The 14,154-nt window shown below is 36.8% G+C and carries 14 protein-coding genes; 4 read left to right on the top strand and 10 right to left on the bottom strand.

What is annotated here, in order from left to right; genetic code table 11:
* Nucleotides 1–79: 79 nt before the first annotated feature.
* The 3 genes from MUW74_RS00840 to MUW74_RS00830 form a co-directional block, all read right to left on the bottom strand.
* Nucleotides 80–862 carry a hypothetical protein gene (locus tag MUW74_RS00840; protein ID WP_243553013.1) on the bottom strand — a complete coding sequence of 261 codons (783 nt, stop codon included), beginning with the start codon at nucleotides 860–862 and terminating at the stop codon, nucleotides 80–82.
* 282 nt (nucleotides 863–1,144) lie between these two features.
* Nucleotides 1,145–1,330, bottom strand: coding sequence for a hypothetical protein (locus MUW74_RS00835; RefSeq protein ID WP_243518815.1), 186 nt, complete (start codon nucleotides 1,328–1,330; stop codon nucleotides 1,145–1,147).
* A gap of 33 nt (nucleotides 1,331–1,363) precedes the next feature.
* On the bottom strand, nucleotides 1,364–1,501 hold the full coding sequence (locus tag MUW74_RS00830) for a hypothetical protein (RefSeq protein ID WP_243518818.1): 138 nt from the start codon (nucleotides 1,499–1,501) through the stop codon (nucleotides 1,364–1,366).
* Between the two features lie 87 nt (nucleotides 1,502–1,588).
* Here MUW74_RS00830 and MUW74_RS00825 point away from each other — a divergent pair, with 87 nt between their 5' ends.
* Nucleotides 1,589–2,215 carry a hypothetical protein gene (locus MUW74_RS00825; protein WP_243518821.1) on the top strand — a complete coding sequence of 209 codons (627 nt, stop codon included), beginning with the start codon at nucleotides 1,589–1,591 and terminating at the stop codon, nucleotides 2,213–2,215.
* Between the two features lie 311 nt (nucleotides 2,216–2,526).
* Here MUW74_RS00825 and atpG read toward each other — a convergent pair whose 3' ends face one another.
* From atpG to atpB, 6 genes are all read right to left on the bottom strand, one after another.
* Entirely contained in the window at nucleotides 2,527–3,423 is an 897-nt protein-coding gene (gene atpG / locus MUW74_RS00820; protein ID WP_243517361.1) for an ATP synthase F1 subunit gamma, read from the bottom strand.
* Between the two features lie 5 nt (nucleotides 3,424–3,428).
* Nucleotides 3,429–5,009: a F0F1 ATP synthase subunit alpha gene (gene atpA, locus MUW74_RS00815; protein ID WP_243517351.1), complete on the bottom strand. Its 1,581-nt coding sequence runs from the start codon at nucleotides 5,007–5,009 to the stop codon at nucleotides 3,429–3,431.
* A gap of 82 nt (nucleotides 5,010–5,091) precedes the next feature.
* Nucleotides 5,092–5,664 carry an ATP synthase F1 subunit delta gene (atpH, locus tag MUW74_RS00810; protein ID WP_243517349.1) on the bottom strand — a complete coding sequence of 191 codons (573 nt, stop codon included), beginning with the start codon at nucleotides 5,662–5,664 and terminating at the stop codon, nucleotides 5,092–5,094.
* Nucleotides 5,665–5,684: 20 nt separating this feature from the next.
* Entirely contained in the window at nucleotides 5,685–6,182 is a 498-nt protein-coding gene (gene atpF, locus MUW74_RS00805; protein ID WP_243517347.1) for a F0F1 ATP synthase subunit B, read from the bottom strand.
* Between the two features lie 52 nt (nucleotides 6,183–6,234).
* Nucleotides 6,235–6,471 carry an ATP synthase F0 subunit C gene (gene atpE / locus MUW74_RS00800; protein WP_243018613.1) on the bottom strand — a complete coding sequence of 79 codons (237 nt, stop codon included), beginning with the start codon at nucleotides 6,469–6,471 and terminating at the stop codon, nucleotides 6,235–6,237.
* A gap of 75 nt (nucleotides 6,472–6,546) precedes the next feature.
* Nucleotides 6,547–7,605, bottom strand: a complete 1,059-nt coding sequence (gene atpB, locus MUW74_RS00795; protein WP_243517345.1) for a F0F1 ATP synthase subunit A — start codon at nucleotides 7,603–7,605, stop codon at nucleotides 6,547–6,549.
* Nucleotides 7,606–7,876: 271 nt separating this feature from the next.
* On the opposite strand from atpB, the gene MUW74_RS00790 reads away from it, so the two are divergent.
* Together MUW74_RS00790 and MUW74_RS00785 are read left to right on the top strand one after the other, a co-directional pair.
* Nucleotides 7,877–9,898 (top strand): helix-hairpin-helix domain-containing protein, encoded by a 2,022-nt coding sequence (locus MUW74_RS00790; RefSeq protein WP_243517343.1) that lies wholly within the window; start codon nucleotides 7,877–7,879, stop codon nucleotides 9,896–9,898.
* A gap of 137 nt (nucleotides 9,899–10,035) precedes the next feature.
* Nucleotides 10,036–10,641, top strand: coding sequence for a phospholipase D-like domain-containing protein (locus tag MUW74_RS00785; protein ID WP_243517338.1), 606 nt, complete (start codon nucleotides 10,036–10,038; stop codon nucleotides 10,639–10,641).
* 190 nt (nucleotides 10,642–10,831) lie between these two features.
* Here MUW74_RS00785 and rnr read toward each other — a convergent pair whose 3' ends face one another.
* Nucleotides 10,832–12,976, bottom strand: a complete 2,145-nt coding sequence (gene rnr, locus MUW74_RS00780) for a ribonuclease R (RefSeq protein ID WP_243517336.1) — start codon at nucleotides 12,974–12,976, stop codon at nucleotides 10,832–10,834.
* A 358-nt stretch (nucleotides 12,977–13,334) separates the two neighbouring features.
* Here rnr and MUW74_RS00775 point away from each other — a divergent pair, with 358 nt between their 5' ends.
* Nucleotides 13,335–14,078 (top strand): hypothetical protein, encoded by a 744-nt coding sequence (locus MUW74_RS00775; protein ID WP_243553012.1) that lies wholly within the window; start codon nucleotides 13,335–13,337, stop codon nucleotides 14,076–14,078.
* The last annotated feature ends 76 nt before the right edge of the window (nucleotides 14,079–14,154 follow it).

Below are 14,154 nucleotides of genomic sequence, written 5' to 3'. Positions count from 1 at the left end.
CTTGATGATTTTTTGATGTAAGTTCATAATAGTTGTTGTTATTTATATCAACACAAATTAACAAATGTCCGATTAAATATCAACTACTACAGGTGTCTACATCATAGGATTCACATTCTTTTGCCATTTGCTGAAAAATAACCTTCAGGTCGAAAGGACCTTTTTGGGCTTCAAAAATGGCATGTTTTGGATGTTCTTTCGATTTCTTAATCAAATTACCCGATAGCACTTGCGTAATTGTTTTTCGTAAGGATCCATCCAATATTTCTTCTTTTCTTATTTGTTGCAATAGAGCAATAAAACAAGCATCTCTGTTAGATTCTGAGGCCACGTAATCATATGTAGGAAACAGAAACTTCAACTGCAATACGGTTTCAAAAAGTGATTTGGATAGTTTTTTATGTCTATAAAGTTTAAAGCATTCTTTTAAAAAAGTGTAAAAATCATAGGTATACCTCATCGCATAAATAGCAATTTTTTTCTGTTTATCTGTTGGGAAACTTTCTGCTAAATACGCTAATACAGCTTGTTGGTAATAAGATGGATGCTTGTACATCACTAGAAAATCTTTAGATCTGAATAGCTCTTCAGGATGCTCCCATTGACCTACTTTCAATTCAATAGCTATAACTTTGTTAGAAAAAGTTACCCATGTACCCCATTTACAACCGTTCTCAAGAAGATCCGTAGGTTCTTTGTGATTTTCGTAACGAGGAAATGAAATAAAATAATGTGCACAATTTAGCCAAAAATCTTGTTGAGCATATACAAAGCTTGAAGTAAATGATGCCGCAAAGCAAAAACATAAGAATGACTTGGAGTAACATAGTAACTTATCTACTGAAATAAACAGAGAAGACATAATTAATAATTCTCGTTTAGCATTACACACCTATCTATTTGTTGCAAATTGGTTATAGTCATATCCTATTCTTGCATAAATATAAACATATATTCCTTTCACTAATTGCATAACATTTCTTAATTGATAAATTAAATCCTCCGTCTCCCATATAACTTGGTGCTTGTTATGCATACTTCTCAAGTTAGTTATTTAGAAATGGGTATATTTGCTTTTAAAGCATTGAAGTTGTAATGTTTCTATTTATTTTATTACATTCATAATCAATATTATTTTAATTACTTAATCACCAGTATATCTTCTCACGGTAGCACCAATCAAACCATGAGAACCTTGACTTACCTTATTGGAACCAGCAGCTACCACCTCTGTACTACTAACTGCAATCCCACAATGGCCAGAAGCATTTGTATAATTGATTTCTTTAGCAATAACATCACCTGCCTGCCATGTTTCTAAAGTGCCCATGTATTTGCAATTCTTAATAGAATCAGAACTTGCCTACTTTTTAGCAGTATGAGGATGATAACCATTGTGAGGAGCACTTCCTACAGCTTCATATATTACATCATAAACAAACAGATTACACTTATAATCACCATCTTTAAATGTGAACTTACCATCTTCTGCGTAGTTCATTTTGGTAAATTTTTATTTTTATGTTTATCTAGTGATAGATGTATTGCTCAATAAGTTAGTTTAGTTAAAGTAAAAAAGATAATCGTCATGGCTCTTTTATATACCATTAATGGAATCTCTGGTACTCCTAGACAAGAAATAACAAACTATATAATGGAGTTTTTTAAAAAAAAAGGGAAAAGAGTAACTGGCATAGCCGATCCGAAGGGATCTAACTATGGTCAGTTAGCGAATAACATAGTCTTACATCATCATATGGCGTTGTCTGCTTTTACAGAAGCTTTACTTTACCTTACCTGTAGTAAAGAAATATTTGATCAGATTGACTGGAATCACTACGATATAGTAGTCTTTAAGGGTTCCTTTTTAGAAACATTTGGCTATCAAAATCAGCTAGCTGATTGGGAGCTGGAAGAGGCTAGAAAGTTCTTTTTCCTATTTGCCAAACATATAAGGCATATGTATCCTTTTCTTTCTATTATACTTACAGAAGATTATATAGCAGCAGAAAAACGTGCTGGAAAAAAGTTTGAATACAAAGGTAAGCAAGAAAAATATTTAATCGATTCGAATCGTTTTCTGCGCATTAAAGAACATCCTATTATTCAAGAGATAGGTATCAAATTGGTTAATGTGGAAGTAAAAAGTGGAGATCCATGGAAAGTGTTTCAAGAAAAGATAGAACCTATTTTACATGCTCAGCCTATGTTGTGATACTTTAACTTTTTCGTTGAACTGGATTATTGATTTAAATTTAGTCACTCTAAGTAAGTTAAAATAATTAGTTTCCGCTCACCACTATGGTTTATGCTAGGAAAAAACGCGCACTTTTTTCATCAGCGCTTGATTTTTTGGCTACTTTTTGATCAAGCAAAAAGTAGCTTTAAAAAATTCATTTTTTAACAGTGTCAGGAACAGATACTCTGGAACAGCGTGCACGAAAGAACAGAAAGTTACGGTTTCGACTCAAGACTAACACTTATTTTTTATTACTGAATCAGCTTATCTACTCTGGCTATCACCTCTTACGTTTCTGCTAAAGCTTCTGCACCACTTGTAATTTCTGCTAATGAGTTTGTAATCAATGCTTGTCTAGTTCTATTATAGCTAATACGCAATACTTTTAAAAGCTCATCTGCGTTATCAGTTGCTTGGGTCATGGTAGCCATTCTGGCAGCATGCTCACTAGCACTAGATTCAACCAGCATATGCATCATTTTATGTTTGAGTATTTCAGGAATAAGCTGTGCGATCAATAGCTCCTGTGAAGGCTCATAAATATAGTCAAGGGATCGAGTAGAAGAGGGGGGAGTATCTGTTGCTAGATCTAGATTAGGTAAAAAAGGTAAGAAAGGTACTATGACTACTTCTTGTTTGGCCGAATTTTTAAAAGCAGTATAAGCCAATACAATTTCAGTATAATGGTTTTGCTCAAAACCTTCTATACAATAGGTAGCTAGCTCACTACTGGCCTGATCGTTTGCTTTTTCTACAAGGTTAACATAGCGCTCTATAAGCGGTATATCATACTTTTTAAAAAACTGATGGACTTTTTTTCCAATAACTAGCACCTCTATGGTAGTAGATGCCTTTTTTTGGCGGGTTGTAATATATTCATTCGCTGCTCTGAGCACATTTTTGTTAAAGGCACCACATAACCCTCGATTGGATCCCATTACTACCACTAATAACCGTTTCCCTATTTTGGCCTTTGTTAAAGGATGCGTTAGCTGACCCTCATCTATAGCTTGTAGAAGCCTATGCAACAATCTGTTATATTCTCTTGTATAGACTTTTAAAGGCAACAGCACTTGTTGAATCTTATGCAATTTTGAAGCAGATACCATTTTCATAGCTTGGGTGATTTGCTGGGTAAAGCCTATCAGGTTTATGCGGTCTACTACTTCCTTAAGATGTGCCATAGTGATCAATCTGAATATTTTAGTAAAAGAGGTTCCGCTACCTCTACCAGTAGCTGAATGATTGCATCTCCCCATGCGCTTTCTGCAATGGTTGAGAGCATGGTAGGATGTTGGGCACGCAATAAGTCTAAAAATTGTTTTTCAAATATTTTTACTTGATTGAGTGGTACTCTATCTAAATATCCATTCATGGCTATATATAAAATGGCTACTTGTTCTTCTACAGCCATTGGGGCGTGTAAGTTTTGCTTCAGTATTTCTTGGTTCTGGCGTCCTCTCTCAATCGCTCTTTTGGTAGTAGCTTCTAAATCAGAGCTAAACTTTGAAAAAGCTTCTAGTTCAGCAAATTGGGCTTGGTCTAATTTTAGGGTAGCAGCTACTTTTTTAATGGCTTTAATTTGCGCAGCACCGCCAATGCGAGATACAGAAATACCCACATTAATGGCGGGTTTAATGCCTGCATTAAATAAATTCATTTCTAGAAATATTTGCCCATCTGTAATTGAAATAACGTTGGTAGGAATATAAGCAGATACATCACCCATTTGGGTTTCTACAATAGGCAGTGCGGTGAGTGATCCTCCTCCTTTGACCTTACCAATTAAGGCATCTGGCATATCATTCATAGTAGCAGCCATGCCATCGTTGGCAATAATGCGTGCTGCACGTTCTAATAAACGAGCGTGCAAGTAGAAAATATCACCAGGAAAGGCTTCTCTACCAGGTGGCCTCCGTAACAATAGCGATAACTCTCTATAAGCAACAGCTTGTTTCGAAAGATCATCGTAGATAATTAATGCATCTCTACCTGTATCTCTAAAGAATTCACCAATGGCTGCTCCTGCAAAAGGTGCAAAGGATTGCATGGGTGCAGAAGCAGAAGAGGGGGCTGCTACAATGGTAGTATAGGCCATAGCACCATGTTTGGTCAATGTTTCTACTACACCAGCTACAGCAGATGCTTTTTGACCAATGGCTACATAAATACAGTAAATGGGTTTACCTTGTTCGAATAATCTACGCTGATTGATAATCGTATCGAGTGCAATGGAAGTTTTGCCAGACTGCCTGTCACCAATAATCAGTTCCCTTTGTCCTTTACCAATAGGAATCATGGCATCAATGGCTTTTAATCCTGTTTGCAGGGGGCTATTTACCGGTTGACGGTAAATCACACCAGGGCCATTTCGTTCTAGAGGCATTTCAAAAGTTTCTCCAACGATAGGACCATGGCCATCTATGGGTAAACCAAGGGTATCTACCACACGTCCCAGTAATCCTTCACCTACTTGAATAGAGGCGACATGTTTGGTTCTAGTGACTACATCACCTTCCTTGATAGAATTTGCTTCTCCCAAAATAACGGCACCTACCATATGCTCTTCTAAGTTTAAAGCCAATCCTTTGGCCCCATTTGAAAAAAGAAGCAATTCTCCTGCTTGTGCATGTAAAAGACCGTAGATTCGGACTACACCATCACCCGATTGAATCACTATGCCGGTTTCTTCTAGTTCAGCTTCGGTTTTAAAATTAGCTAATTGTGCTTTTAGTATTGCTGTAACCGCATCTGTATTGATTTGTGCCATTTGTTTAGTTATAATTTGGTCTGCTGACTGGCCTTCTTTCGAAATACTAATTTTACTGCCAATTGGCAGTTGGATCGAATGCTTAAATTACGTTTAGTAGATGGCAGCTTTGTGAGCTGTGTAAACAGTTTTGCAGACCATGCAGATAATTTTTTATAGTTCTATCTAGTTTTAATGCGCCGATTTGAAGCATATAACCTCCGATAATAGAGGGGTCAATTTGTTGTTCCATCAAAACTTCTTTACAAGGTACCCACTTTTTTACCTCTTCTACCATTCGTTTCATTAATGATTCTGGTAGCGGAATAGCAGTGGTTAAAATAGCAGATTGGATGCCCATATGAGCCTGGTAGGCTATGGACAAAGCATTTAAGATTTCTTTTAGTAAATCAATTTGATGCTGGTCTATAATGAGTTCAATAAACCTCCATAGCATCGGATGGAGGTTTTGCTTACAAATGGTTTTAAGCAAATGCTGTTTCTCAGAACGAGGTATGGTAGGATTATTGAGTAAGCTATCGAGCGTAGGATGACTTTTAAACTGATTTTGCAAAAAAGAAAGATCACTGCTGATGCTTTTAAGTGTGCCATTTTGAATGGCTTGGGTTAAAAAAACGTTAGCATATCGTGCTGCTATCTTATTGTTTTTTAACATAAATCAAGCTTTTGTCTTCATTAAGTGGCTGCATTTTCATTTCCCATAAGCCGCTCTATTAGTTCCCATTGCGCCCCATTTTGACTGAGTTCTTTGACCAATAATTTTTCTGCAACTTGCACCACTAATGACCCAACATTGGCTTTTAATGTTTCAAGCGCACGTGCTTCCTCTCTAGTAATTTCGATTTTAGCTGCTTTTAATAAATGTTCTTTCACCACTAAGGCTTCTTGATGTGCCTGGTCAATAATGGCTTGTTGGGTGGCCAATGCTTGGCCAATAATCCGCTCACGTTCTGTGCGAGCTTCTTCTATTAACCTAGCTCGGTCATCATCTGCTTGCTTAATTAATAGCTGGGCTTGCGTGATTTTAGCCATAGCATGGGCTACCTCATCTTCTCGTGCTTTTACGATGGCTAAAATGGGCCTCCAAGCAAATTTAGATAATATCAAAAGGACTACTAAGAATGTAGTAGTTTGCCAAAATATAATGCCAAAATCGGGCGTTATTAAATTCATAACAACTAGGATTGTAGAAGAACAGGCTGGGTTACCTTCTCTAGAAGAAATGCTATTTGGTAGCGATCAAAAGACAAACCAATACACCAAAAAGCGCAACACCTTCAACCAGTGCACAGGCAATAATCATAGCCGTTTGAATCTTTGAACTCATCTCTGGCTGTCTGCTTATGGCTTCCATAGCAGAGGAACCAATTTTACCAATGCCAATGCCTGCACCTAGTGCAATGATGCCTGCACCAATACCAGCACCAGCATATGATAAAGTCATATCTAATAAAGCCAACATATAAAATTTCGTTTAATCGTTAAAGACGTTAGACAAATATACATAAAAAGTAATCAAATTTAACCATTTTAATGGCTAATGGCTTCCTTCATCAACAGCCTGTCCAAAATAAATAGCAGAAAGTAGTGTAAAAACATAGGCTTGCAAAAATGCAACCAGTAACTTTAATAAAAACATAAAAGTACCAAAAGGTAGGCTGACTAAAAAGCCTATCGAGATACTTTTCATGGTAAAAATAAGCCCTATAATGCTCAATAAGATAATATGGCCTGCCGTAATATTGGCAAATAACCGTACCATAAGGGAAAAAAACTTAGTTAGAATACCCAATATTTCTACTGGAATCATTATGGGTAACAACCAGCTAGGTACGCCTTCTGGTTTAAATATATGGTGCCAATAATGTTTATTACCATTAAAAATGGTAATAAGCGTAGTACAAGCCGCTAGTACTAAGGTGACTGAAATACTGCCTGTCACATTGGCACCACCTGGTAGAAGCCCCAAAAGATTATTAAGCCATATAAAACAAAAAATAGTTAGTAAATAAGGTAAAAATCTTGCACAATGTTGCGGGCCTATGTTGGGCATAGCTACTTCATTTTTTATAAAGGATATGATCAGATCTATACAGGCAAAGTATCCTTTGGGTGGTGCAAGTGGCGCTTGTCTATATCTCTTGCTTACCCATAGTAGCCCAGTTATGAGTAGTAAAGTACTTAATAGCATAGCAGCTATATTTTTAGTAATAGATAGATCCAAGACAGATCTATTTGGATCTAAACAATGAATTGTCTCATGAACAAGGTGATAGCCATGAAATGGAATAGATTGGTGGTTTTGATCATAAAAACGGGCAGAGGAAAAACATTCTACACCTCTATCTGCAGAATAGAGTATAATGGGTAATGGTAGTTCAATATGTTTCCCAGCAATGGTGGCAAAGTGCCAACTATGTGCATCTGCTACATGCTCCATAATAGCATTTCCATTCTGATGACCAGTTTGGGGTGGCTTGGCATGGGCACTACAGGGCGCCCAAAATATAAAACCTAATAGGTAAAATATCCAGAAAGCCTTTTTTTCGCCCATAAAGCGGTTTACAATGGCATAAGATAATCTAAAATAGAACATGGTAAGATAGGCTGTTAGGTTCAGCTTTGTTAAAGTCAATATTGAACTATGCTAAGGTACATAGTTATAAAGAATTTTTCAAGCTATACTATTGGGTTAAATGGTTGATTCTTTTATCACCAGATATTTTATCTAATTTGTTTTTCACAATGAAATAGCTTACCATCAAACCATACCCTATCCAAAGCAGCGCTTATTTTTTAAGTACCTTACAAATGCGAAGATGTGCAGGTGGCTTATTTGTTTTATACTGTTGGTTTCAAAAGTATGCTTGGCTTTTCCTTCGACTTTAACCCGTTTGGTTACTTTTGATGATTATATACACGCGATCTACCAGCGGCAGAATTTTGTGGAAGAAGCAGACTTTCAATCTATTAAAGAAGCTCTCCGAGAAGCTTATGCTACCCCACTAGATTTAAATAAGGTAACAGCAGCATCATTGGGCGCATTGGGTATTTTATCTATAGAACAAATAAAAAGTTTTTTTAATCATGTAGCTGCTACAGGGCCGCTTTATTCTAGATACGAGCTACAGGCTATTCCTGGTTTTGATTTAACCACGATAGCCTTGCTTTTACCTTTTGTCTATGTAGTTGAAAACGACCACCTACCATCACATTATCCAAAAATTAATCAAAGTAACTATCATTATTTTTTATTTCGTTATGCACCTTCCTTGAGCCAAAGGACTGGTAAACAGCTACCTACCTTAGGTAATTTAGCTAAATGTATGGTACAACTTACTTGTAACCATCTAAATGATATAACATGGGGTATCACTGCTAGAAAACAAGCAGGAGAAGCTTTTTGCTGGGATCATGCTACCTACCGTTATGGATTTAATCTATGGTCTATTTTTCTAATGGTAAAACATAAAAAAACAATTAAACGGATAATCATTGGTGATTATCAAATTGGCTATGGACAAGGCTTGCTATTGAGTCCAGGTTATAAGCAGCTAGGCGATTCAATCACTTCTATCATCTGGTCTAATAACCTGGGCATTCGTCCCTATAAGGGAATTAGGCGTACTGGTTTGCGTGGTCTAGCCATCACATCCGATCTAGGGCCTATTGAGTTAACCGGATTTTATGCAAACAATCATCTAGATGCTACTATCCAACTAGATCAAGACCATAAACCCTATAGCAAGCGCATAGATGACACTGGTAAGTATGATACCATCCATCAATTAGATAAAAAAGGAACCCTGCATGAACAGGTCTTGGGATGTACTATACGCAAGCAGTATGATAGAAATCAAACGGAATTGGGTATCAATCTGCTTTATAATCATTACGACCTACCTATTGTACGAAAGGAAGCAGCCACTAAATGCTATTTATGGCAAAAACAATCTGCTGGTAGTTTATTTTATCGTCTGTTATGGAAAAACGTGCTCTTTTTTGGAGAGGCAGGGCTGACCTTGCCACATACTATTCAAGCAAAAAAATCAAAAGCGGTGATTACAGGGTCTATTATAAGCTTTTCTCGCTATGTTGATCTTGCCCTTGCATTATATTACTATGGTCAAGGATTTTATAGCCCATATGGTCATCCCTTTAAACGTTATACTACAGATCATGCAAATGAAAAAGGAACTTATTTGGGCTTGATCTTTACGCCTTTATCCAGCTGGCAACTCACAACGAGTGGCCATTTTTTTGCTACTTTATCTCCTAAGCCACAGTTAGCCATCTCGCGTATTGGCCATCGCTTAATGACACGTTCTAGTTATGCTTTGAGCCGTAAAACAATATGGGTGATGCAACATAAGCTGCATAACAATCCAAGAAATAAGCCTAAAGTAAAAGAAAATAATCAGTCAGATGCAATAACTGTTGCAATAGCTACCCAAAACAGTTTGAAGTGTAAGATAGATCACCAGCTTACCCATTATTGGCGGACCCATTGCGTAGTACAATATACCCGCTATACGTTTTTAGGGAAAACTCATGATGGTTATGCCTTATCTAGCACACAAAAGTGGAAAGTAAATAAATGGCAATTTGTTTGTAAACTCATCTACTTTAACACGGACAACTATGCTACCAGGTTATACTTTTATCTGCCTAATCCATTATATAGTGGCACTCAGTTTCGCCCCTATTATGGTCATGGCTTTGCTACGACTTGGTTAATTTGCTCCCGGCCTATGGAGTCGGTTCGTTTCGAAATTAGATATAGTTTTATATATTCATCCGATGATCTATCTACAATAAAATCAACTACAACCAGTAGATGCAATAGAGGCAGACATGATGGAACCATACAACTTTTAATTAGTTTTTAACAACCATGGTATTCATTCACCATTATGGCAGGACCATGCACAAAAAGAAAAAACACCATTGGCTGTTTATGGCGTTAGTAAAAAAGCTATTTTTAGTTTACTTATATCAGACGTATATCGATACGATATAACCATTCATGAAAAAATCTACTATACAAAAAATGCCTCGTATTACCCATGCATGGGTAAAGCTTCTAGCAACTGTTATCATTGCATTGAGCAGTTTGCTGGTTAATTATAGCGCTTGCCATGATGCTAGTCGATCCAACTCTGATTTAGACATACAAGTCTGGTTTACTCCACAGGATCCTTGTATGGATCTTATTGTTGGTAAGATTCTAGCTGCCAAAGCTTTAATTCTTGTACAGGCTTATGTGATAACCTCTCATAAGATTGCCACTGCACTGATAAAAGCGCATCAAAATGGGGTAGAGGTTCATGTATTGATAGATAAAGATGCGCAGACTACAAAGGGTAGTAAGGTGCGTGAATTACTAGAAAATGGTATTCCTATTATAATTGACAAAACAGTTGGTTATGCTCATAATAAAGTTATGATTATTGATGAAGCATATGTTATCACAGGTTCTTTTAATTGGACACATGGTGCACAAGCTAGAAATGCAGAAAACCTGGTGATTATCAAAGGAAAAAAAATAAATAAAAGGTTTAAAAATAATTGGTATATGAGGGCAGCTGCTGGAGAGCAACTAGGCCCTTTTCGGAATAGGGGTAGGGGGTAAGACCCTTGTTGCCCAATTCCTTAACTTTTTACACAGGGCTTGATTTTTTGTCCACTTTTTTATCAAGAAAAAAGTGGCATAAAAATTACTAAGTACCAGTTGGTCACGTTAAGAATATTATATTTGAAAATCAATAAAATATAGATCTTAAGTTCATGCCATTGCGTGAACAAATACAATTCCTTGCTCCCTAACATAACCAAAAATTAATATACCGTTTATCCAAATCGCAACTTTTGACTTTCACGTTTACCATATCCCCCAAACGGTAGCATTTTTTTAAATGCTTACCTACTACTTGAAAGTTATTTTCCTCAAAAACATAGACATCATCGCTAAGGTCTGCTAGACGCACCATCCCTTCACAACCATTAGATAGAATTTCTATATAGATATTCCATTCAGTAATACCACTGATGATCCCCTCAAATATTTCGTCTTTTAAATTTTGTATAAACTCTACTTGTTTATACTTTACAGAGGCCCTTTCTGCATTTACAGCAAGGTATTCTCGTTCTACAGCATATTGACATTTTTTTTCATACGATGCTGCATCATAAAGCCGTTCACCCTTTAAATAATGCTTCAAAAGACGGTGCACTAATAAATCAGCGTATCTTCTGATCGGTGAAGTAAAATGAGTATAATGCCGAAAGGCCAGTGCAAAATGTAGATTGGGTTTTGTAGTATAAAGCGCCTTAGCCATAGATCGGATTGCCAATGATTGTATAATGTTCTCTTCTTGTTTGCCTTGAATAGCCTCTTCTAGCAGATGCATGGCTTTATATATAGGCATGTTAGCGCTGTTGATTTTATACCCTAGTTGGTTGACAAATAAAAAGAATTCATTTAATTTATCTGGGTCCGGATGGTCATGGGTTCTATAGATAAAAGTAGGCCCTACTTTCTCCTTTTTTTGTTTTAGTTTAGCTACATAGGTAGCCACTTCTTTGTTGGCTAGTAACATAAATTCCTCAATCAGCTTATGTGCATCTGTACGTAGCTTTGGTATTATATGAATCGGTTTTCCATTGGTATCCAGTTCAAAGACTAGCTCTCTCGTTTCAAAGTTAATGGCTCCTTTTGCTAAGCGCTTTTTCCGAAGCTGTTTGGCTAGGTCATTCAATAACGTAAGCGCTTGGTAAAAATCACCTCTTTGGTCATCTATGTTTTCTTGAGCCTCTTGGTAAGAAAATCTTTTATTGGAATGAATAACCGTTTCTCCCAACCATTGGTCATAGAGATTGCCTACTGCATCCAATTCGAAAATAGCTGAAAAAGTTAATTTGTCTTCATTGGGCCGCAAAGAACATAATTCATTAGAAAGTAGTTGGGGCAACATGGGAATACAGCGGTCTACCAAATAGACGGAAGTATTGCGCAAGTAAGCTTCCTGGTCTAGTAAGGTATCTGGTAAAACGTAATAGCTTACATCTGCGATATGAATGCCTACTTGATGGTGGCCATTGGCTAAGGGTTGATAGGAGAGAGCATCATCAAAATCTTTAGCATCTGCTGGATCTATCGTAAAGGTAGGTATATGCCGTAGGTCTTTTCTTTTGTTTATTTCCACCTCTGTGATAACTGTAGGTATGTTTTTAATGCTTGCCAAAACACTGTCTGGAAAAGTCTCTTTTAAGCCAAATTCAGCCATAATGGCATGCATTTCTACTTCATGTAGACCAGCCTGGCCAAGGTATTGGACTACTTTACCCGTCACGATCTTATCGCTAGCTGGAAAAGAAGTTAATGCAATCACCACTTTATCATTTTTTTTAAGCATGGAGGTATTGTCTCCCTCTAATAAAATGGTGTAAGTGATGCGTTTTTGTTCCACTATGGCTTGGGGTTGGTTGCCAGAAACAATGATACGTCCAATGAGAGGTGCTGGGTTGCGTTCAATAACTTCTACAACCACGCCTTCTGGCCGCTTGCCACCTTTGCTTGGGAGCAAGCAAACTTTAACCAAATCTTTATCTAAGGCAGATAGTAGGTTTTTTTGACGCACCAGTACATCTTTGGGTTGATCAGGTACTACAACATAAGCATACTCAGAACGGACATAATCTACTCGTCCTGTTAGATAAATAGGCCCGCTGGCATATAGATAACCTCCTCTTCTTATCTTTTTAATAGTACCCTTATCTAGCAGCTCCGATAAAGCTTTTTTAATTTTTGCTTTATCTGATTTTGCTTTGATTTTTAAGGATGTAAAGAGTTGTTGTAGGGTATAACTTTGATTAAGACCTTCTTGTAAGATCTTAGCAATAAGTGTAGTATAGTTTTGCACTGCTTCTCTTTTTTTAATCTTATGCGAGGGGGTATGTGTAGACATAATTTTTAAAGTAATCAAGTTCCATATACATAGACAGAAGTAATTTACGGTAAATAGCCGATAAAAAGACCACTACCTGCTGAACTAGTTGATTGAATAGATTTTTTATAATGGGAGCATGCTGCTTTACCTAACACGGCTGGTAGCAGAGACCTATTGTTTGCTAAGGTTGTATGATCTATTTGGTTTAGTTTTAAAGTAAAAATTTTCCATATTTACTATACTGAAAATATATTTAAATATGTTGATTTATAGGATTTTTTGTTTGTATTTATAGCTATTCTTTGTTAGATTAAAAGTGCAAGGTAGCTGGATAGCTAGCGTCCATTACTGCTTGTAAAGTATTCTTTTTTGCTTTATGAATAAAGCAAAAGTAGGGTACATATCATCGATAGATTATCCGTTAGGCATGGCCATAATTTGGCTTAGCGGTTATTATAATCACATACAATTAAACATTAATACTATGAAAAAAACATATACGCGTTGCAGAGTGGGTCTATTTGCTGGCCTCTTAGCTTTAAATACTTTATCCTCTTGTGTAAATACAAAGCAAAAGCTAGGTTGGGATAGACATGGAGTACAAGCAGGCTTAAAAAGATATGCACGCCCTATAGCTTTTACAACAGTAGGTGTAATAGGTGCTGTAGGTACTGGATTATGGGTATTGTCGAATACGTCCACAGCATCGAATCAAGGCATAGAAACAGCCTTAAACGAAATGAAGCCGCTCGTTGATAATGCAACAGACTTTGCCACAACTGGAGTAACTGTAGTCTATAATACTATAAGTAATACGTCCCTGTGGGGTATGCCAACAGAATCGAGTCAAAGCACAGCAACAGCCTTAAACGAAACGATACCCCTAGCCTCTGATAAAATAGACGATAATGTGACAGAAAGCTCAGATCCGGTAACAACTACTGTATCACAACTCGTAAACTTAACAAGACCTTATAGGTATCTAATAGCAGGTGCTGCAAAGGTAGCAACTAACGTCGTGCTAAATCAAGGTCATATGTTACTAACTAATATGATACCTAATAGCAGCTTATCAGAAAATTTTAGTACAACTAATCAAACAGACGAAGTAGTGCAATAAATAAGGTTTTTTATCTTACTTTTTTCTTGATAAAAAAGTAAGCAAAAAATCAAGCTCTGGTAAAAAGTTGCGGAAA

This window comes from Candidatus Cardinium sp. cBcalN2 (genome assembly GCF_022810445.1).
In the GTDB taxonomy this organism is placed as follows: Bacteria; Bacteroidota; Bacteroidia; order Cytophagales; family Amoebophilaceae; genus Cardinium.
The sequence above is the reverse complement of the archived record's forward strand: the minus strand, read 5'-3'. Positions and strand labels throughout refer to the sequence as shown.

Coding starts and splice junctions, on each gene's coding strand:
- atpG (WP_243517361.1), bottom strand. CDS start 3,423: ATGGCACATCTTAAGGAAGTAGTAGACCGCATAAACCTGATAGGCTTT.
- atpB (WP_243517345.1), bottom strand. CDS start 7,605: ATGTTCTATTTTAGATTATCTTATGCCATTGTAAACCGCTTTATGGGC.
- MUW74_RS00775 (WP_243553012.1), top strand. CDS start 13,335: ATGAATAAAGCAAAAGTAGGGTACATATCATCGATAGATTATCCGTTA.
- atpF (WP_243517347.1), bottom strand. CDS start 6,182: ATGAATTTAATAACGCCCGATTTTGGCATTATATTTTGGCAAACTACT.
- MUW74_RS00830 (WP_243518818.1), bottom strand. CDS start 1,501: ATGAACTACGCAGAAGATGGTAAGTTCACATTTAAAGATGGTGATTAT.
- rnr (WP_243517336.1), bottom strand. CDS start 12,976: ATGTCTACACATACCCCCTCGCATAAGATTAAAAAAAGAGAAGCAGTG.
- atpE (WP_243018613.1), bottom strand. CDS start 6,471: ATGTTGGCTTTATTAGATATGACTTTATCATATGCTGGTGCTGGTATT.
- MUW74_RS00835 (WP_243518815.1), bottom strand. CDS start 1,330: ATGGGCACTTTAGAAACATGGCAGGCAGGTGATGTTATTGCTAAAGAA.
- MUW74_RS00825 (WP_243518821.1), top strand. CDS start 1,589: ATGGCTCTTTTATATACCATTAATGGAATCTCTGGTACTCCTAGACAA.
- atpA (WP_243517351.1), bottom strand. CDS start 5,009: ATGGCACAAATCAATACAGATGCGGTTACAGCAATACTAAAAGCACAA.
- atpH (WP_243517349.1), bottom strand. CDS start 5,664: ATGTTAAAAAACAATAAGATAGCAGCACGATATGCTAACGTTTTTTTA.
- MUW74_RS00785 (WP_243517338.1), top strand. CDS start 10,036: ATGAAAAAATCTACTATACAAAAAATGCCTCGTATTACCCATGCATGG.
- MUW74_RS00840 (WP_243553013.1), bottom strand. CDS start 862: ATGTCTTCTCTGTTTATTTCAGTAGATAAGTTACTATGTTACTCCAAG.